This is a genomic window from Halarchaeum sp. CBA1220, assembly GCF_003721175.2.
Lineage (GTDB): Archaea > Halobacteriota > Halobacteria > Halobacteriales > Halobacteriaceae > Halarchaeum > Halarchaeum grantii.
The window spans coordinates 447,974-467,455 of the sequence record NZ_CP054707.1; the positions used below are offsets into that span (position 1 = coordinate 447,974).

The 19,482-nt window shown below is 70.5% G+C and carries 19 protein-coding genes; 7 read left to right on the top strand and 12 right to left on the bottom strand.

Going from position 1 to position 19,482, the window contains the following annotated elements; genetic code table 11:
- Positions 1-340 precede the first annotated feature (340 nt).
- Entirely contained in the window at positions 341-796 is a 456-nt protein-coding gene (locus EFA46_RS02425) for a 30S ribosomal protein S19e (protein ID WP_123075096.1), read from the bottom strand.
- Positions 797-835: 39 nt separating this feature from the next.
- The gene (locus EFA46_RS02430; RefSeq protein ID WP_123075094.1) at positions 836-1,861 is read right to left on the bottom strand and encodes a lysylphosphatidylglycerol synthase transmembrane domain-containing protein; all 1,026 of its coding nucleotides are present in this window, start codon (positions 1,859-1,861) and stop codon (positions 836-838) included.
- A gap of 94 nt (positions 1,862-1,955) precedes the next feature.
- Between EFA46_RS02430 and thiL the strand changes: the two genes are divergently transcribed.
- On the top strand, positions 1,956-2,849 hold the full coding sequence (gene thiL, locus EFA46_RS02435; protein WP_123075092.1) for a thiamine-phosphate kinase: 894 nt from the start codon (positions 1,956-1,958) through the stop codon (positions 2,847-2,849).
- Between the two features lie 6 nt (positions 2,850-2,855).
- Here thiL and EFA46_RS02440 read toward each other — a convergent pair whose 3' ends face one another.
- The 4 genes from EFA46_RS02440 to EFA46_RS02455 form a co-directional block, all read right to left on the bottom strand.
- Entirely contained in the window at positions 2,856-3,953 is a 1,098-nt protein-coding gene (locus EFA46_RS02440) for a site-2 protease family protein (protein ID WP_123075090.1), read from the bottom strand.
- Positions 3,954-3,988: 35 nt separating this feature from the next.
- Entirely contained in the window at positions 3,989-4,945 is a 957-nt protein-coding gene (locus tag EFA46_RS02445) for an AEC family transporter (RefSeq protein ID WP_123075088.1), read from the bottom strand.
- A 126-nt stretch (positions 4,946-5,071) separates the two neighbouring features.
- Positions 5,072-5,332 (bottom strand): hypothetical protein, encoded by a 261-nt coding sequence (locus EFA46_RS02450; protein ID WP_123077309.1) that lies wholly within the window; start codon positions 5,330-5,332, stop codon positions 5,072-5,074.
- A 270-nt stretch (positions 5,333-5,602) separates the two neighbouring features.
- A complete protein-coding gene (locus EFA46_RS02455) occupies positions 5,603-6,391 on the bottom strand; it encodes a molybdopterin synthase (RefSeq protein ID WP_123075086.1) in 789 nt (262 codons plus the stop codon).
- A gap of 138 nt (positions 6,392-6,529) precedes the next feature.
- On the opposite strand from EFA46_RS02455, the gene pyrH reads away from it, so the two are divergent.
- Both pyrH and lysS read left to right on the top strand, forming a co-directional pair.
- Positions 6,530-7,258, top strand: coding sequence for a UMP kinase (pyrH, locus tag EFA46_RS02460; RefSeq protein ID WP_123075084.1), 729 nt, complete (start codon positions 6,530-6,532; stop codon positions 7,256-7,258).
- Entirely contained in the window at positions 7,255-8,901 is a 1,647-nt protein-coding gene (lysS, locus tag EFA46_RS02465; RefSeq protein WP_123075082.1) for a lysine--tRNA ligase, read from the top strand. Before pyrH ends, lysS begins: the two co-directional genes overlap by 4 nt.
- A gap of 417 nt (positions 8,902-9,318) precedes the next feature.
- Here lysS and EFA46_RS02470 read toward each other — a convergent pair whose 3' ends face one another.
- From EFA46_RS02470 to twy1, 4 genes are read right to left on the bottom strand one after another with little or no spacing between them, the layout of a single operon-like run.
- Positions 9,319-10,263 (bottom strand): branched-chain amino acid transaminase, encoded by a 945-nt coding sequence (locus EFA46_RS02470; protein ID WP_218182523.1) that lies wholly within the window; start codon positions 10,261-10,263, stop codon positions 9,319-9,321.
- A gap of 40 nt (positions 10,264-10,303) precedes the next feature.
- The gene (gene ribB, locus EFA46_RS02475; RefSeq protein WP_123075080.1) at positions 10,304-10,999 is read right to left on the bottom strand and encodes a 3,4-dihydroxy-2-butanone-4-phosphate synthase; all 696 of its coding nucleotides are present in this window, start codon (positions 10,997-10,999) and stop codon (positions 10,304-10,306) included.
- Positions 10,986-11,681 carry a DUF120 domain-containing protein gene (locus tag EFA46_RS02480; RefSeq protein ID WP_123075079.1) on the bottom strand — a complete coding sequence of 232 codons (696 nt, stop codon included), beginning with the start codon at positions 11,679-11,681 and terminating at the stop codon, positions 10,986-10,988. The genes ribB and EFA46_RS02480 overlap by 14 nt, the downstream gene beginning before the upstream one ends.
- 57 nt (positions 11,682-11,738) lie before the next feature.
- A complete protein-coding gene (gene twy1 / locus EFA46_RS02485) occupies positions 11,739-12,680 on the bottom strand; it encodes a 4-demethylwyosine synthase TYW1 (protein ID WP_123075077.1) in 942 nt (313 codons plus the stop codon).
- A gap of 111 nt (positions 12,681-12,791) precedes the next feature.
- On the opposite strand from twy1, the gene EFA46_RS02490 reads away from it, so the two are divergent.
- Both EFA46_RS02490 and argS read left to right on the top strand, forming a co-directional pair.
- Complete coding sequence (locus EFA46_RS02490; RefSeq protein ID WP_123075075.1) at positions 12,792-13,505, top strand: MBL fold metallo-hydrolase; 714 nt, start codon at positions 12,792-12,794, stop codon at positions 13,503-13,505.
- Positions 13,506-13,575: 70 nt separating this feature from the next.
- Positions 13,576-15,327 (top strand): arginine--tRNA ligase, encoded by a 1,752-nt coding sequence (gene argS, locus EFA46_RS02495; RefSeq protein WP_123075074.1) that lies wholly within the window; start codon positions 13,576-13,578, stop codon positions 15,325-15,327.
- 72 nt (positions 15,328-15,399) lie between these two features.
- On the opposite strand, the gene EFA46_RS02500 is transcribed toward argS, so the two are convergent.
- Complete coding sequence (locus tag EFA46_RS02500; protein WP_123075072.1) at positions 15,400-15,702, bottom strand: hypothetical protein; 303 nt, start codon at positions 15,700-15,702, stop codon at positions 15,400-15,402.
- Between the two features lie 185 nt (positions 15,703-15,887).
- On the bottom strand, positions 15,888-16,841 hold the full coding sequence (locus tag EFA46_RS02505) for an AEC family transporter (protein ID WP_176969874.1): 954 nt from the start codon (positions 16,839-16,841) through the stop codon (positions 15,888-15,890).
- A 203-nt stretch (positions 16,842-17,044) separates the two neighbouring features.
- Between EFA46_RS02505 and EFA46_RS02510 the strand changes: the two genes are divergently transcribed.
- Positions 17,045-18,379, top strand: a complete 1,335-nt coding sequence (locus EFA46_RS02510) for an MBL fold metallo-hydrolase (protein WP_123075068.1) — start codon at positions 17,045-17,047, stop codon at positions 18,377-18,379.
- Positions 18,380-19,426: a geranylfarnesyl diphosphate synthase gene (idsA3, locus tag EFA46_RS02515; RefSeq protein WP_123075066.1), complete on the top strand. Its 1,047-nt coding sequence runs from the start codon at positions 18,380-18,382 to the stop codon at positions 19,424-19,426.
- Positions 19,427-19,482 lie beyond the last annotated feature (56 nt).

Consider the following 19,482-nt stretch of genomic DNA (forward strand, 5'->3'; position numbering starts at 1 on the left):
GAACGGGAAAAAGCCTTAGTTGGGTGGCGGGTTCTGCGGAATCTCGTCAAAAACTCCGCGAGCCGGTGGCTCGCGAGCGCGAAACGGTAAGACGACAATTCGGGGACTCCACTCCCACCTTTTTCGTCGTCGGGGTCGCTTCGCGACCCGCTCCTCGAAAAATCTGGACCAAAAACTCCGCGAGCCGATGGCTTACGAGCGTGAAACGGTAAGACGAAAATTCGGGGACTCCCTCTACGAGCGGGGTGCCGCCGCACGCGGTGTGCGGCGGTCCGACGCACGCGGGCTGACGAGGCCTCGCGTCGGGAGCGGTTCGCGGGCGATGCGGGACGCGGCGGCGTTAGACGTAGCGCTCGAGTTCGGGGCGGTCGAGCTCTTCGAGGACGTCACCGGCGGTGTCGTCGAGGAGGCTGCGGCCCTCGGCGGTGACGATGCGTCCTTCGACGCCCTGCGTCTCGACGAGGTCCTCGTCCTCGAGCTGCTGGAGGATGGTCCGGATGACGTTCTTCGAGCCGTCGGTCTTCTCGGCGGGGCTGACGCGGTAGCGCGTCGAGCCCTTCGTCAGGGAGCCGTACTCGGTGCTGAGGCGCTCGACGCCGACGGGACCGTCGACGGCGACCTTGCGGAGGAGGCTGGCGGCGCGGCGCGCCCAGAAGTCGTCCTGCTGGGGCGGCATCTCGCGGTCGTGGCCGGACTTCGCGAACTCGGCCCACGCGGGGGCGTCGAGTCGGCCGTCGAGTTCGTCGGTGAGCGCTTCGAGGAGCTCGTCCGTCGGGGCATCGTAGAGGGTTGCCATTACGCGACTAGTGCTCGGTGCCGAGGGTTAAACCCATCGTTAGCGCCCCGTCCGCGCTTCGAGCCACGCGGCCGCGCCACCCCCGAGGAGGATTGGGAACCAGTAGGTCGCGCCCCGGAAGACGAGCGCGGCGGACGTCGCGGTGGCCGCCGAGATGCCGGTGATGGGGACGAGCAGGAGGACGATAGCGGCCTCGACGCCGCCGGTTCCGCCGGGGAGCGGCGTGATGCTCGCGATGGACGCGACGGGGACGACGACGAAGACGACGGCGGCGCCGACGTCCGCCATCGGGGTGAGCGCCCAGAGGGAGAGGGCGAGCGCGAGGCACATGCAGAGCCAGCCGAGGGTGGAGTAGGTGAGTGCGACCGCGAGGTCGCGGCGGCTGGTGGCGACGCGCTCGATGGCGCGGAAGAAGCCGTCGATACGGCGGCTGACGCTCTCGCGGTTCGGGACGTCGAGAACCGGGAGGCGCCGGCCGAGCGCGCTCCAGACCGGGTGGACGAGGCGCACGATGCGGGCTTCGACGGCGTGGCGGTTCCGCCAGCCGGCGTAGGCGAGGGCGGGAATACCGACGGCGAGGAGGACGACGACGCCGAGGACGAGGCGGACGCTGTCGCCGACGGTGAAGCGCGCGGCGTAGTAGCTGAGCCCGACGAGCGCGAGGAGGATCGAGGGGACGAAGTTGAGCGTGTCGAGGCTGGCGATGGCGGCGAGGCCGGTCTCGTACTCGCTGTCGGTGGCGCGCGAGATGAGGAGCGCGCTGAACGGCTCGCCGCCGGCCTGTCCGAACGGCGTGACGTTGTTCGCGAACGCGGCGGCGGCGTAGAGGAGGAAGCCGTCCGCCGCGCTCGCGGTGACGCCGAGGGCGCCGAGGACGCGCCGGAGGGCGAGTCCCCACGTGACGAGCCAGGCGACCCCGACGAGGAGTATCACGGCGAGCGCAGTGGGCGAGAGCAGGCCGAGGACCCGCCGTGTCTCGTCGATGCCGACGACCCAGAGGAGCGCCGCGAGGACGGCGACGGCGCCGAGGAAGCCGACGAGTATCGTCCGCGTATCGAACTCCATCCGACGCGAACGTCTCGGGGCTGTCGCGTAAAAGCACCGCCCGCGCGGGTGTGTGAAACGGTGGCGTTTTGAGGGCGGGCGGCGAGGGGCGGGTATGGACGAACGGGCGGCGCTCGCGCTCGTCGGCGACCTCGTGGACGCGGCGGGCGACGACGCCGCGGTGGTCGGGTCGACCGTGGTGACCATCGACATGCTCCACGAGACGACGGACTTCCCGCCCGGGACGACGCGGTACACGGCGGGGTGGCGCGCGGTCGGCGCGTCGCTCTCGGACGTCGCGGCGATGGGGGCGGACGCGACGGGCGCGGTCGGCGTCTACGGCGCGCCCGACTTCGAGGGCGAGGACGTCGAGGCGTTCGTGCGGGGCGCGCTCGACGTCTGCGAGCGCGTGGGCGCCGAGTACGTGGGCGGCGACCTCGACGACCACGACGAGTTCACGGTGGCGACGACGGCGCTCGGCGAGACGGCCGCCCCGGTGACGCGCGACGGCGCCTCACCGGGCGAGGTCGTGGCGGTCACGGGGTCGCTCGGTCGGAGCGCCGCCGCGCTCGACGCGTTCGCGGCCGGCGAGACGGAGCGGGCGAACGACCTCTTCCGGTTCACGCCGCGCGTCGGCGCCGGGGTCGCGCTCCGGGGGAACGCGACGGCGATGATGGATTCGAGCGACGGCCTCGCGCGCTCGCTCCACCAGCTCGCCGAGGCCTCCGGCGTGGGCTTCGCCGTCGAGGGCGACGCGGTGCCGGTGACGGACGAGCTCAGAGGCAGCGACGCGGCCGACGGGGCGGGCGGTGACGGCGGCGACCGGCTGTGGCGCGCGGCGACGTTCGGCGAGGACTTCGAGCTCGTGTGCACGCTCCCGGCGGACGCCGTCGAGGCGGTTCGCGACCGACTCGACGTCCCGCTGACGGTCGTCGGGGACGTCACCGAGTCGGGCGTGACGATGGACGGCGAGGAGCTGCCGGACGTCGGCTACACGCACGGCGAGTAGGCCGGGTCAGCCGATGATGCGGATGGGGACGGGCATGAAGCAGAGGAGGCCGAGGAGGAGCGTGACGCCCGCGACGACGAGGCGTTTGCGGTCGAGCGGCTCCTCGCTGACCGGGTGGGCGGTGCCGACGAAGACGAAGACGGACGTGATGACGCCCCACATCAGCCAGACGGTGGCGCCGTTGGGCGCGTCGAGCGCGAAGTAGACGTAGCCAGCGAGGCCGAAGAGCGCGCCGGGGACGAGCGGCGCGACGCGCTCGTAGGACGGCCCGAAGACGGCGCGCATCACGTGCCCGCCGTCGAGCTGGCCGACGGGGAGGAGGTTGAGGAAGGTGACGAACATCCCGACCCAGCCGCCGAAGACGACGGGGCTCACCGCGAGGCCGTCGCCGTATTCGAGTGGCTGGCCGAGGAGCCACGCGATGCCGCGGAGGAGCGGGGGGTTCCCGAACGCGACGCTGACCGTGCCCGCGGGGGCGGCCGGGACGCTGATGGGCGGGAGGAGGAGGCCGATGGCGCTGACGACGATTGTGGCGACGAGGCCGGCGAGCGGGCCGGCGACGCCGATGTCGAAGAGCGTCTTCCGGTCGGGCATGACGCCCTTCATCTTGATGACGGCGCCGAGCGTGCCGATGGGCGTGAACGGGATGGGGATGAAGTAGGGGAGGCTGGCGTCGACGTCGTGATAGCGGCTCATGAGGTAGTGGCCGAATTCGTGGACGCCGAGGACGCCCATGACGGCGGCGACGAACGGGAGCGCGCGCACGACGTCGAGCGAGAGGGGGTCGACGTGGTACCACTGCGTCCCCGCGTAGAGCGTCGTGAGGACGGTGAGCGCGGCGAGCGCGACGTTCGTCCACGGGAACGCCTCGCCCGACTCGCGGGCGGGTTCGGCGACGAGCACCGTCTCGCCCGGTCGGGACTCGATGCTGACCTCGTAGCCGCGCTCGTCGAAGAGCGGCCACGCGGTCTGGTGGAGCGTCCGCTGGTCGACGAGCGGTTCGCCGTAGTAGACGAGTTCGTCGCCTTCGCGGACGACGTCGTAGACGTAGAAGACCGACGAGAGCGCGCGCGGCGCGGGGGCGTCGGAGAACTCCGCCGACATACGTCCAAGTAGGGGACGGGTGCGGTTAAGTGGTTTCAAAGACCGACGACGCCGGACTGGAGGAGCCAGATGAGGGCGGCGAGGGTCGCGGCGGACGCGAGCGTCGTGACGAGGACGACGGTGCTGACGTACTCGGCGGCGGTGACGGAGCCGCCGCCCTCCCCGGAGAACTCCATGGTGAGGACGAGCGGCGTGACGGCGGCCGGCATCGCGCACTCGAGGACGAAGACACGCGCGACGGCGCCGTCCGCGAACCCGAGCGGGAGGGCGACTGCGACGGCGACGAGCGGTGCGACGCCGAGTTTCAGGACGGCGGGCGCGGTCGCGTTCGAGAGCGCGGGCCCGCTTCGGGTGTTGGCGAGCTGGATGCCGAGGAGGAGCAACATCACGGGGATAGAGGCGTCGCCGACGAGTCGGACCGTCTGCATGAGCGCGGTGTCGCTCGCGGGGACGACGCCGAGGACGCGGGCGAGACCGGCGGCGAGGACGGCGTAGACGAGCGGGAGGCGGAAGACCTCGGTGGCGGCGTCGCGGAGGTCGCCGCGACCGCCACGGGAGGCGAGGAAGACCCCGAGGGTGTACATGAGGACGGACTGAGCGGCGATGTAGAGGACGGCGACGCTCTGGCCGATACCGCCGAAGGCGAAGCGCGAGAGCGGGATGCCGTAGTTGCCGGCGTTCGGGAAGACGGACGTGAGGACGAGCGCGCCCCGATAGGGCTCCTCGTAGCCGAGGACGCGCGCGGCGGCCTCCGCGACGACGGCCATGAGGACGGTGAACGCGAGGACGCCCGCGCCGATCTTCGCGACGGCGCCGCCGCTCAGGGTCGTGGTCGCGAGGCTGTAGAAGACGAGACACGGCGTCAGCACGTAGACCGTCACCGTGCCGAGGGCGTCGGCGCGGATGTCGCGGACGCGCCCGAGCGCGAAGCCGACCCCGGCGACGAGGAGGACGGGTAGGATGGCGGACGTGAGTGCGGAGCCGAACGACACGGCTGTTCGTGACGGGGAGGTGAGAGAAAGGGGCTTCGACTCGACGCCGATCGGGCGACGGCGTCGGGTGGAGGGGGGACCGATGCGTTCGGGCGGCGATGCGCCTTCGTCGTGGTCAGGGAGCGGTCAGGCGTGCTGGACGCGCCACGTGGTCGCGGACGTGTAGGACCACTTCTCGATGACGAGGTCGTCGGCGGAGTCGCTGAGCTTCACCATCAGCGCGCCGATCTCCTTCGCGGAGAGGTCGACGTCCTCGGCGATGAACTTGCTCTTGAAGTAGAGCTCGCCGTCGGCGGCCTTCTCGCGCAGGTAGGACCGGAGTCGAGACTCCTTGTCGGCCGACTCGTTCGCGGGCTCGTCCGTGGAGGGCTGGGCAGTTGCGCTCATGGCCACCTCATCCTATCGCCCGAGGCATCGTATAAGGGCAGGAACGCTAGGGTCGTTTCGCGTTCCTTCGGCGGTCGAAACCGGTTTCGCGACGATTCACGGACCATTCAAAACACCCTCAGAGACTCTTAGACGTTTTACAAACGATTCTGAATCCGTTATCCCGGTTCAGACGCTTCGAGAGTCGTGCTATCTAATGTCGGGCGTTCAGCCGCCAGTCGGGTCGGTTGGACGCGACTCGGGCGGCGCGCGCGGTCGGTACGCCGCGCGTCAGGCGTCGCGCTCGTGGCGCCAGAAGCTCTCGTCGACCGTCACTTCCTTCTTGAAGAGGGGGACTTCGTCCTTCAGGCGGTCGATTCCGTCCTCGACGGCGCGGAAGGCCTCGCGGCGGTGGCCGGCGAGCACGACGACGAAGACGATGTCCGCGCCCGCCTCGATACGGCCCGTCCGGTGGTGGAGCAACACCTCGTAGACGCCGTCGCGCGCCTCGATATCCGCTCGAATCTCGGCGAGACGCTCCTCGGCGACGCCGTCGTACTTCTCGAACTCCAGCGCCTCCGTCGGCGCGTCCTCGGGGTCCTCCTTCGCGCGGACGCGACCGGTGAACGTCGCAATCGCCCCGGAGAACTCGGCGTCCGGGGAGCGTTTCGCTCGCGCGACGAGCGACGCGAGCGACTCGTAGGGCTCGGTCGCCTCGAGCGCGTCCGCCACCGCCGCGACGTCCACCTCGCCCGCGTCGTCCGCTCGCGCGAGCGGGTCGGCCGCGTCGGCGTCGCCGAGCGCGAGACGCGGGAGCGCCGCGTCGGAGAAGCCGACGGTGATCGCGTAGTCGTGCGTCGCCGCGAGGTCGTCGAGGACGGCGTCGAGGTCGAGCGGCGTCGCGGCCGTCGAGCGCACCCCGCCGTCGCCGACGCGCACGGTCGTGTGGGTCGGCGCGTCCAGCGTCGCGTCGCGGCGGACGACCGCGACGCGGCCCCGGTCGGCGAACGCGTCGCGGAGTCGGTCGACGATGGGCGAGGGGTCGCGGCCCGCAGGCGTGGCCACGTCCAGTGCGTACATGTCCCCGCGAAGGGGAGCGCGGGGTTTGTCGGTTTCGCCGCTCGGCGGGGAGCCGTGAGACGCCGTGTCGTGACGGCGAACGCCGGCGTCGGCGCTTGACAATCCTTAAGGCCGCGACAGAGCTAACTCGCGATAATTATGAGAGTCGTCGTCTCCGTCGGCGGGAGCGTGCTCGCGCCCGACCTCGCCCACGAGCGGGTCGAGCAGTACGCCGACGTCATCGACCGGTTGGTCGACGAAGGATGCTCCGTCGGCGCGGTCGTCGGCGGTGGTGGTGTCGCACGGAGCTACATCAAGACCGCGCGCAAGCTCGGCGCGAACGAGGTCGAGCTCGACGACATCGGCATCTCCGTCACGCGGCTGAACGCCCAGCTCCTCATCGCCGCGCTCGGCGACGACGCCGCACCGAGCCCCGCCGAGAACTACGAGGAGGCCGGCGAGGCGATGCGGCGCGGCGACGTCGCCATCATGGGCGGCGTCACCGCCGGCCAGACGACGGACGCGGTGAGCGCCGCGCTCGCCGAGTACACGAACGCCGACCTGCTCGTCTACGCGACGAGCGTCCCCGGCGTCTACAGCGCCGACCCGAAGACCGACGAGGACGCCGAGCGCTACGAGCGCATCACGCCCGCCGAGCTCGTCGACGTCATCGCGGACATCGAGATGAGCGCGGGGAGCTCCGCGCCGGTCGACCTGCTCGCCGCGAAGCTCATCGAGCGCTCGCGCGTCCGTACCATCGTCCTCGACGGCACCGAACCCGAGGACGTCCTCGACGCCGTCCTCCGCGGCGAGCACGACGGCACCGACATCGTCCCGAACGGGAGCGAGGCGGGGATGGACTACTGGGTCGCGGACGAGGACGAATGAGCGACGCGCACGACCCGCACGCGACGCTCGCCGGCGAGCGCGTCTTCTGGGCGGACGAGGCCGCCGACCGCGTCGAGGAGCGCGGCGGCGACGACCCGATCGTCATCAAGGGCGGTATCTCGCCGTCGGGCGTCCCGCACCTCGGGAACATGAACGAAATCATGCGCGGCTACTTCGTCGCCGAAGTCCTCCGCGAGCGCGGCCACGACGTCCGCCAGCTCTTCACCTCGGACGACCGCGACCCCCTGCGGGGCCTCCCGCGAAAGCTCGCGGACCTCGACGGCGACATCGTCGACCTCGGTGACGTGAACGCGGGCGCGCTCGGGCGGAATCTCGGCCATCCCTACACGTCGATCCCGGACCCGTTCGGCTGCTGTGCGTCCTACGGGGCGCACTTCTCGAACCTCATCGAGCGCTCCGCCGACCTCCTCGGCGTCGACGTCGAGACCGTCTCGAACACCGACCTCTACGAGAGCGGGGAGTTCGAGGCCGTCACGCGCGACCTCCTCGCGAACGCCGACGAGGCGCGGGCGGTCCTCTCGGCGTACCAGGACAAGGTCGACGAGTCCTACGTCCCGTTCAACCCGGTCTGTGAGAACTGCGGGAAGGTGACGGAGACCGTCACCGCCATCGACGCCGAGGCGGGCACCGTCGACTACGAGTGCACGGACATGGACGCGGGCGATCAGACCATCGAGGGCTGTGGGCACGCGGGGACCGCGACGCTCCGCGAGGGCAAGCTCCCGTGGCGCTTCGAGTGGCCGGCGCAGTGGAAGATCCTCGGCGTCGACTTCGAGCCGTTCGGGAAGGACCACGCGGAGGGGTCGTGGCCCTCCGGCGCGGACATCGCCGCGAACGTCCTCGACATCGAGCCCCCGACGCCGATGGTCTACGAGTGGTTCACGCTCGACGGCGAGCCCTTCAGCTCCTCGGCGGGGAACGTCGTCCTCGTCTCGGACGTCCTCGAGCTCGTGGCGCCGGAGGTCCTCCGGTACTTCTTCAGCAAGGACCCGAAGAAGGCGCGGGACTTCTCCATCGAGCGGATCGACCTCCTCGTCGACGAGTTCGACCGCTTCGAGCGCGTCTACTTCGGGGAGGAAGCGGACGCGAGCGAGCGCGAGACCGAGCTCGCCGAGCGCGTCTACCCCTTCTGCGTGGACGCGGTCGAGGAGGAGCGCATCCGCCTCCCCTACACGTTCGCGGCCGTCCTCGGGATGACGGAGGACCGCGAGCTGCGCGAGGAGATCGCGCGCCGCGAGGGCCACATTCCCGAGGACGCGAGCGAGGAGGCCGTCGCGGCGGCCCTCGAACGCGTCGAGCGCGCCCGCGAATGGGCCGAGCGCACCGACAACCAGTACAACTACCGCATCGAGCGCCGGACGATGCCGGACGTCGACGTGGACGCGGAGACGGCGGCGGCGCTCGACGACCTCGCGGCCTTCATCGAGGAGGAGGACCCGGACGGCGAGACCCTCCAGGGGGAGGTCTACGAGACCGCGAAGCGCCACGACATCGACATCGGCGAGTTCTTCGCGACGGGCTACCGGCTCTTCTTCGACGAGGAGCAGGGCCCGAAGCTCGGGCAGTTCCTCGCGGACCTCGACCGGGAGTTCGTCGTGACGCGCCTGCGCCGCGAGGGATAGGTCGTCTCTCGGTGGCGGGACCGTCGAGCGGCGATAGCCGTGGACTGAAGCACGAAAGGGGCGAACAGGCGACGCATCGGCGTGGCTCGCGGTTTCACCGCTCGCTCGGTCGGCGACTCCCGCTGGTCGTCGCCACACGGGAGGGCGCGTCGCCGGTTTCGCTCGGCGTCCCGCGACGGCTCTCAGGTCACGGGACCGGGTGGTCCCGGCTTCGTACGTGAACGTTCGCCAGTAGCACGTGCCGAACAGACCGCGTAGTAGCGTCCGGCGACCGAGTGGTCCGTCAGGACCCGGTAGGTCGCCGGTTCCCCGAACGCTTCGCGTTCGGGCCGACGAGCCCCCGGAGGGGGCGAGGAAGGCTTTTGGTCGAGCTTTTGCCAGGGTCGGCGAAGCCGACCCACAGCAAAAGCTCGTCGTTTAGACGTAGGTGAACCAGTCGTCGTGCTCGTCGCTCGTGCGCTCGACGAGGTCGAAGAAGGCGGACTGGAGTTCCTCGGTGACCGGGCCACGGGAGCCGTCGCCGATGACGACGTTGTCGACCTTGCGGATGGGGGTGACCTCGGCGGCGCTCCCGGTGAAGAAGAGCTCGTCGGCGGTGTTGAGTTCGCCGCGCGAGATGGCGGTCTCGTGGACGGGGATGCCGCGTTCTTCGGCGAGCGTGATGACGGTGTCGCGGGTGATCCCGTCTAAGATGCTCTCGGAGAGCGCGGGCGTGTAGAGTTCGCCGTCCCGAACCATGAAGAGGTTCTCGCCGGGGCCTTCGGCGACGTTCCCCTCCTTGTTGAGGACGAGGGCTTCCTCGTAGCCGTTGCGGCGGGCTTCCTCGCCGGCGAGGAGGCTGTTGACGTAGAGGCCGTTGGTCTTGGCGTTGGTGGGGATCTGGCTGGAGGCGTGCTTGCGCCACGAGGAGACCATGACGTCGATGCCGTTCTCGAGGGCGTCCTCGCCGAGATAGGCGCCCCACGGCCACGCGGCGATGGCGACGTCGGTCGGGCAGTCGCCGGGGGAGACGCCGAGCTGGTGGTAGCCGAAGTAGGCGACGGGGCGGATGTAGCAGGACTCGAGCTCGTTCGTGCGGATGAGTTCGAGGGTGGCCTCGGTGAGCTCCTCCTTCGTGTAGGGGATCTCCATGTCGTAGGGCTTCGCGGAGTCGAAGAGGCGCTCGACGTGGGCGTCCCAGCGGAAGAGCGCGGGCCCGTTCTCGGTGTCGTAGCAGCGCGCGCCCTCGAAGACGCCGGTGCCGTAGTGGAGGCCGTGCGTGAGGACGTGCGTCGTCGCGTCCTCCCAGTCGGTGAACTCGCCGTTCATCCAGATGGTGTCGAGGGAGTCGCGCTCGGCGCGCATCTGTTCGAAGCCAGGCATTGGCAGACGGTTGCGCACCCGGCGTTATGAACGTTCCTCGTTAGCGACGGAGCGAGAGGAGGTCGCGGCCTTCGACGTAGACGAGGCCGTTGTCGTCGGCGTAGCGGCGGGCGTCGGCGGGGGAAAGCGCCTGACCGGTGTCGGCGTCGAGCATCTCGCAGACGACGACGGCGGGCGGGCGGCCGGCGGCGTCCGCGAGCGCGAGGCCGAGTTCGGTGTGGCCCTCGCGGTCGGCGACGCCGTCGGGGGCGCCCCGGAGGAGGTGGACGTGGCCGGGCGCGCGGAACTCGGCGGCGAAGTCGCACGAATCGGGGTCGGCGGCGGCATCGGCGAGCGCGCGGATGGTGCGCGAGCGGTCGTCGTCGGTGATGCCGGTGTAGGTGTCGCGGTGGTTGACGGTGAGGCTGAAGGACGCGCGCTCGTCGTAGTCGAGGTGCTCGTCGGTGGCGCTCGGGTGGTCGAGTTCGTCCGCGAGGAACGGGAGGTCGAAGGCCTCGCAGACGTCGTGGGAGAGCGCGACGCAGACGAGGCCGCCGGCGTCGTTGCGGAGGCGGGCGACGGCGTCGGGCGTGACGTCGGCGGCGTGGTAGACGAGGTCGACTTCGCCCTCGCGCTCTGCGGCGTCGTGGACGAGCACGGGTTCGCCGCGTCCGATGGCGTCGACGGCGGCCGCGGCGGCACCCTCGCCGTCGGATTCGGTTTCGCCGTCGGCACGCACGGGGTTACTGTGAGACATGGACACTCACCTCGTCGCCGTCGGAGAGGTCGAGTTCGTCGCGGAGCTTGTCGGCGGCGATGAGTTCGACCTTCGTCTCGTCGTGGTGGGTGCGGTCGGGGACGATGACGTGGACGGGGTCGTAGGCGTCGCCGTCGGCTTCGAGGACGGCGGGGTAGCAGGTGGCGGAGCCGTAGGTGCGCTCGTCGTCCTCCCACTCGTCGATGTCGACGCCGTCGAAGGACTCCATGGCGGAGCGCTCGCGGCGGGAGCGCTCGGCGAGTTCGACGTTCAGCGTCCCGGGGAACGGCTCGTAGCCGAGGCGCTCCTCGAACTGGCGCTTGTAGCCGGGGAGGGAGATGTAGTGGCGGCCCTCGCCCATTCCCGCAGTGACCGAGCCTCGGAGTTCGAGGTCGGCGGTGGTCTCGAAGACGCGCCGGTAGTCCTCGTACTCGCGCTGGAGGACGCGCTCGCCCGCGTCGGTGAGGGTGACCCACTGGCCGTCGCTGACGACGTCGCGCTCGACGTAGCCCGCCTCCTCGAGCGCCTGCAAGCGTCGGGAGGCGGTCTGCGTGGAGGCGTCGAGGCGGCCGGCGAGGTCGCCACACGACACCTTCACCTCGCCGCGTCGCGCGCCGTCGAGGGCGAGCAGTTTGAGCGCGGCGAGTTCGTCGTAGCCGACAGCGAGCGTTGCCCGTGACATACGCCCGACTAGCCCCTAGCCAAGCATAATACTTTTGGGAAGCGTCTCAGAATTGAGTTAGTCGTAGAAGCCCCCGCCCGGCGCGAGTTCGGGCACCCACGTCTCCTCGTCGCGCGCGAGGAGCGCCACCGAGGACGCCTCCTGGGTCTTCAGCACGGGGTGTTCGGGCATGTGCTCCTGCACGCGCGCCGCGAACGACTCGACCGTCTCGGGCGACGGCATCGAGTCGCGGTCCAGGCGGCCGCGCGAGTGGCCGACGTGCATGTAGGCCTTCAGCTCGACGAAGTCCGGGTCGGCGCGCCGGTAGAGCCCCGCGTACCAGTCCGGGTTCGTCATGTTCTCGCCGTTCACGAGCGTCGTCCGCAGGACGGTCCGAGTCTCCTCCTTCCCGTGGAGGACGTCGAGGGTGTCGAGCAGCGACTCCCACGCGTCGTCCTCCGTCGCGCCCACCACCGAGTCGAACGTGTGGCGCTCGGGCGCGTCCACGGAGACGTAGAGCTGCGTGGGGTCGCACTCCGCCAGTATCTCGGGCCGAGTGCCGTTCGAGACGAGGAACGTCGTGAGCCCCCGGTCGTGGAAGGCCTCGAGGAGTTCGGGGAGGTAGGGATAGAGGGTGGGTTCGCCGTCGAGGCTGATGGCGACGTGCTTCGGGTCGAGGGCCTCCTCGAAGCGCTCGCGCGGGACGTTCTCGTTCCCGCCGAACCCCGAGAGGAGCCGCTTCTGGAGGTCGATGGAGGCGTCGACGACCGCCTCCGGGTCGTCCCACTCGACGCCGTCGAGTTCGTACGCGTGGCCGTTGTGGTCGCGCCAGCAGAAGACGCAGCGCTCGTTACAGCGCACGACGGGCGTCATCTGGATGCAGCGATGGGAGCGAATGCCGTACCACGCGTGCTTGTAGCAGGTGCCCTCGCCGCGGAGGGCGTTCGCCGTCCAGCCGCACGTCTGCGCGGCCGTGTGGTTCTCGTGGTGGTAGCTCGGCGAATCCACCTGCTCGGGCATACCCCTAGACGGGGCGCGCGGCGGGAAAAGCGTGGCGAGACCCGCGTCCCGAGGCGGCGACCCGGGCCGCCTCGCCTAGGTTCAACTCGACGGCGGTCGTGCGTGTCGCGTATGGACGTCACGCTCGTGCGACACGCGACGCTCGTGGTCGAACTCGACGGCACCCGGTTCCTCGTCGACCCGATGCTCTCGGAGCCCGGCGCGAACCCGCCGGTCGAGAACACGCCGCGACAGCGACGGAACCCGCTCGTCGGGCTCCCGGACGTCGACCTCGAACACGACGCCGTGCTCGTCACGCACCGCCACACCGACCACTGGGACGCGTGGGCGGACGCCGTGGACGACGACACGCCCGTCTTCTGCAACCCCGCCGAGGCCGACGCCTTCCGCGAGGACGGCCTCACGGACGTCCGGCCGGTCGCGGACGCCGAGGCGTTCGACGGCGTGACGGTCCACCGGACGCCCGCGCGCCACGGCCACGGCGAGACCGCCGAGGCGATGGCGCCCGTCTGCGGGTTCGTCCTCGAGGGCGCGGAGACGCTCTATCTCGCGGGCGACACCGTCTGGTACGACCCGGTCCCCGAGACCATCGACGCACACGACCCGGACGCCGTCGTCGTGAACGCGGGCGCCGCGCAGTTCGTCGACGGCGACCCCATCACGATGGACGCCGAGGACGTTCGGCGGGTTGTCGGACACGCGGACTGCCCGGTGGTCGCCGTCCACATGGAGGCCATCAACCACTGCCTGCTGGAGCGCGACGACCTCCGCGAGGCGGTGGACGAGGTGTCGATACCGGCGGACGGCGAGACGGTGACGCTCTGAGACACGGGCGGGGGAGTCGACGCCGCGTGCCTTCGGAAGCCATTTTAGCCCGCGTGGCGCACACCGTAGCATGTTCCTAGCACTCCGCGCGGAGGTCGAGGAGGCGCTCACCGAGGCGCTCGACGCCCTCGACCTCCCGTCGGACGACCTCGGTATCGAGGAGCCCCCCGAGGGCGTGGACGCCGTGCTCGCCTCCAGCGCGGCGTTCCGACTCGCGGGCGCGGCGGAGGCCGCACCCCCGGAGGTCGCCGCGCGCATCGCCGACGCCGTCGACGTCGACGGCCTCACGTACGTCAATGCGGTCCGCGCGCAGGGGCCGTACGTGAACGTCCTCCCGACGCCCGCCTACTACGCGGACACGCTCGCGGCGAGCGGCGACGACGACTACGGCCACCTCCCCGCGACCGGCGAGGACGTCCTCGTCGAGCACACGTCCGCGAACCCGACCGGGCCCGTCCACGTCGGCCGCGCGCGCAACCCCATCGTCGGCGACGCCGTCGCGCGCCTCATGGACTACGCCGGCCACGACGTCACGAAGGAGTACTACGTGAACGACGCCGGCCGGCAGATGGCGGTCTTCACGTGGGCCTACGAGACGTTCGACGAGGACGACCTCGACTCCGAACCGGAACGCGACCGCATCGAGTACGACCTCGTGCGCTACTACCGCAAGGGCAACCAGTACCTCGAGGAGGCCGACCCCGAGGCCGTCGAGGCGGCCGAGGACGAGATCCAGACAATCCTCCAGGGCTTAGAGGCGGGCGACGAGGAGACCTACGAGCGCGTCCAGCGCGTCGTCGATCAGGTCCTCTCCGGGATGCGCGAGTGCCTCCTGCGGCTCCCCGCCGAGTTCGACGAGTTCGTGAAGGAGACCGAGTTCATGCTCGACGGGAGCACGACGGAGCTCGCCGAGCGCCTCAAGGACACCGAGGAAGCCGTCCTCGAGGAGGGCGCGTGGCAGCTCGACCTCTCCGAGTGGGGCTACGAGAAGAAACTCGTCTTCCTCCGCTCGGACGGAACTAGTTTATATACGACCCGCGACCTCGCCCACCACGAGTGGAAGTTCGAGGCGTACGACCGCTCGGTCACCGTCCTCGGCGAAGACCACAAACTGCAGGCCGGCCAGCTCCAGGCCGCCCTCGAACTCCTCGGGAACGACGTCTCACAGCTCGACGACGTCATCTACTCCTACGTCAACCTCCCCGAAGGGAAGATGAGCACGCGCGCCGGCACCGGCGTCGACCTCGACGACCTCCTCGACGAAGCCATCCGCCGCGCCCGCGACGAGGTCGAATCCCGCCTCGACGACCGCATCCGCGACGACGAACTCGACGAGGAGGACGTCGAGCGCATCGCCGAGCAGGTCGGCGTGGGCGCCGTCCGCTACGACATCATCTCCAAGCAGCCCCAGAAGGCGATCACGTTCGAGTGGGAGGAAGCGCTCGACTTCGAGGCGCAGAGCGCGCCCTACGTCCAGTACGCTCACGCGCGCACTTGCGGCATCCTCGACGACGCCGAGGTCCCCGCCGAAGTCGACGCGAGCGTCCTCGACGACGACGCCGAAATCGCCCTCCTCCGCCAGACCGCGCGCTTCCCCCGCGTCATCGAGGCCGCCGCCGAGGACTTGGAGCCCCACCAGGTCGCGACGTTCGCCCGCGAGTACGCCGACGCCTTCAACGCCTTCTACCGCGAGTGCCCCGTCCTCGCCGACGACGTCGACCCGGCCGTCCGCAGTGCGCGCCTCGCGCTCGTCCGCGCCGCGCGCCACACCCTCGCGAACGCCCTCGACGTCCTCGGCGTCGAGGCCCCCACCTCGATGTAGACCACCGTTTCGGAGTCGCGCTTCGCGCGAACGCGAGGCCGGCGTGGACCTCCGGGACTGACAACGCGACGGTTACCCGCCGATGACGACCGCGAAACCCGCGAGGGGAGCGACGACCAGAGCGAGGAGCGCGAGAACGCCCGCGAATCGGAGGGCGCCCGCCGCCCGTCGCCGGTTTTCGGGGAGGGACTCGGCGGCACCGGACAGCGCAGTTCCGACGACGAGAAACAGCAGCCACCGGGCTGCGCCAGCCTCACCGACGCTCCAGGCATACACGAACATGCTCGAGAAGAGGAACGACGCGCCGAACTGAACGGGTGCGAGGGGGCGGCCCTGTGGCTCGTTGAACAGCACCTCGCTGAGGTAGGGGACCATAGGCGACGCGTTCCTGCCCGAGACACAAAACGATGGCTCGGCGCGCCCTCGGAGCGGCGGCGCTGAACGACCCACGGTACGAGTGGCCGCGCGACGAGTAGTCCGACAGGACCCGAGGGGTCGCGCTGTTCACTCGCCGAAGGCGAGGCCGACGAGCGACCGAAGGGAGCGCAGCAAAAGGTCGTTTAGAAGAGGTAGCCGCCCCGGATGGCGGCGACGAGGCCGGTGAGGACGAGGACGCTGAGGACGGTGGTGACGAAGATGACGGTGCTCATGTACTCGGCGGTGTCGTGGTCGTCGTCGGCGTCGCTGTAGGCGAGGACGATGGCGAGCGGGGTGACGGCGGCGGGAGTGGCGCACTCGAGGACGAAGACGTTGGCGACGGCGGGGTTCGCGAAGCCGACGGCGAGCGCGATGGCGACGCCGACGAGGGGGGCGACGAGGAGTTTGAGCGCGCTGGGGAAGACGGCGCGGCGGAGGTGGCCGAGGTCGACGTCGGCGAGTTGGATGCCGACGACGGTGAGCATGAGGGGGATGGACGCCGAGCCGACGCTATCGACGGTGGTCATGACCGTGCCGTCGACGGGCGGGACCCACCCGAGGAGGCGGAGGAGCGCGGCGGCCGCGACGGCGTAGACGAGCGGGAGGCGGAAGACGTCGCGGAGCGCGCTCGCGGCGCCCGCGCTGGCGTCGTGGCTCGCGGAGACGACGTAGACGCCGAGCGTGTAGAGGAGGACGCTCTGGGTCGTGAGGAAGAGCGTGGCGACCGTCGCGCCGAGGTCGCCGAAGACGAAGCCGGCGAGCGGGATGCCGACGAAGCCGGAGTTGGGGAAGGCGCTCGCGAGGACGGCGCCGGAGAGGAGCGAGTCGGGGAGGCCGATGGCGCGGCCGGCGACGTAGGCGAGGCCCATGACGAGGAGGGCGTAGGCGAGGACGGCGCCGACGAGGGCGGCGACGGCGTCGCCGCTCAGGTCGGTGGTGGCGACGCCGTGGAAGACGAGCGCGGGGAGGAAGAAGGTGAGCGCGACGGTGTTGAGCGGTCCGACGTCGACGTCCGCGAGCGTCCCGATGAGGGCGCCGACGGCGGCGATGGCGACGATGGGGAGGATGGCGGACGTGAACGCGCCGAGGAGCGACACCGGCATGTCTCGGGCTTCCACGCTCGGGCACAAATCCCCTTCCACTCGGGGCGGACGGCGGAATCCCCGCCGTTTTTAGGCGCGGGGGTCGTACCTCGCGCCGAAGCGTCCGCGCCGGCGTCCGGCGGGTCGAGCGCTCGACGGCCGCGTGCGTCCGGTTCGGCGTCCGCGACCGAGACCCCGGTGCGCCGCTGAGTGATACGATGGAGGTAGAAATCGCGACGGTCGGGGGGTACGAGGAGGTCGGCCGGAACATGACGGCCGTCCGCGCGGGCGACGACATCGTCCTCTTCGACATGGGGGTGAACCTCTCGGAGGTCCTCCTCCGCGACGCGGCGTTCGAACGCCTGCACAGCCGCGAGCTCGCCGACATGGGCGCCATCCCGGACGACCGCGTCGTCGGCGAGCTCGACGGGACGGTGCGGGCCATCGTCTTCTCGCACGGCCACCTCGATCACGTCGGCGCGGTCGGGAAGCTCGCACACCGCTACGACGCCCCGGTCGTCGCGACGCCGTTCACGCTCGAGCTCGTGAAGGACCAGCTCGCGAGCGAGGAGCGCTTCGAGACGGGGAACGCGCTCGTGTCGATGGAGGCCGGGGAGACGATGCCGGTCGGCGCGCGCTGCGAGCTCGAGTTCGTCCACGTGACGCACTCGACGGTCGGCGCGGTGAACCCCGTCCTCCACACGCCGGAGGGCGCCGTGGTCTACGGCCTCGATAAGCGCCTCGACCACACGCCGGTCGTCACGGACCCCGTCGACGTCGAGCGCTTCTCCGAGATCGGCCGCGAGGGCGTGCTCGCGTACGTCGAGGACTGCACGAACGCCGAGCGGACGGGCCGGACGCCGAGCGAGGCGGTCGCCCGCGCGCGCCTCCGCGACGCCTTCGACAGCCTCGCGGGGAGCGACGGCGCGCTCGTCGCGACGACGTTCGCGAGCCACGTCTCCCGCGTCGCCAGCATCGTCGAGTTCGCGGCGGCGATGGGGCGCGAACCCATCCTCCTCGGGCGCTCGATGCGGACGTACGCGACGACCGCGCGCCACTTCGACTACCCGATTCCGGCCGACGTCGCGGCCCACGGCAACCGAGCGGGCATCGAGCGCGCGCTCCGGCGCGTGGCGAACGAGGGCCGCGAGAACTTCTGCCTCGTCGTCACCGGCCACCAGGGCGAGTCGAACGCGGTGCTCTCGCGGCTGGCGCGCGGCGAGACGCCGTTCGCGTTCGAGGCGGGCGACGCCGTCGTCTTCTGTGCGCGCACCATCCCCGAGCCGACGAACGAGGGCCAGCGCCACCGCCTCGAAACCCTCCTCCGCCAGCAGGGCGTGCGCGTCCACGACGACGTCCACGTCTCCGGCCACCTCAGCCGAGAGGGGCACTACGAGATGCTCGAGCGCCTCCGGCCGGACACCCTGATTCCCGCCCACCAGTCCCTCCGTGGTATCGCATCGTACGTCGCCCTCGCCGACTCGCGGGGTTACACGCCCGGTGAGGACGTCCGCGTCCCCCGGAACGGAACCATCATCCAACTCGCAGAATAAATGAGCCAGAACACGCGCGAAGACACGGTACTGTCCGCCATCGAGGACCGACGCGAACTCGTCAACGACGCCATCGACGAGGAGCTCCCGATGGACGAACCCGAGCGACTCTACGAGGCCTCCCGCTACCTCCTCGAGGCCGGCGGGAAGCGCCTCCGACCCACGGTCTCCCTCCTCGTCGCGGAGGCGCTCGCGGACGTCGAGCCGCGCAGCGAGGACTATCAGGCGTTCCCCGCGCTCGACGACGGCGTCGTCGACGTGATGGCGGCCGCCGTCTCCATCGAGGTCATCCAGTCGTTCACCCTCATCCACGACGACATCATGGACGACGACGACCTCCGTCGCGGCGTCCCCGCCGTCCACCGCGAGTACGACACCGAGACCGCCATCCTCGCCGGGGACACCCTCTACTCGAAGGCGTTCGAGATCATGCTCCGCACGGACGCCGAGCCGGAGTCGAGCCTCGACGCAATCGAACTCCTCGCGCAGACCTGCACGCGCATCTGCGAGGGCCAGGCGCTCGACGTGGACTTCGAGACGCGCGCGGACGTCGACGTCGACGCGTACCTCGACATGGTCGAGCGCAAGACAGCCGTCCTCTACGGCGCCGCCGCGAGCGTCCCCGCCATCGTCATGGGCGCGGACGACGACGTCGTCGACGCCCTCTACCAGTACGGCGTCAACGTCGGGCGGGCCTTCCAGATACAGGACGACGTCCTCGACCTGACCGTCCCCTCCGAACAGCTCGGCAAGCAGCGCGGGAGCGACCTCGTCGAGGGCAAGCAGACCGTCATCACCGTCCACGCCCGCGACAACGGCGTCGACGTAGACTCGCTCGTGGACGCGACCGACCCCGAGAACGTCACCGACGACGAGATCGACGCCGCCGTCGCGACGCTCGAGGAGGCCGGGAGCATCGACTACGCCCGCGACCTCGCCGAGGAGCTCGTCGCGGAGGGGAAGGCCGAACTCGAGGTCCTCCCGGACAACGAGGCGCGCTACCTCCTCGAGGAGATCGCACACTACCTCATCGAGCGCGGCTACTGAGCGACGCGCGCTCGCGGGCGGTTCGGGGGCCGTTTCGGGACCCGTTCCGGGACACT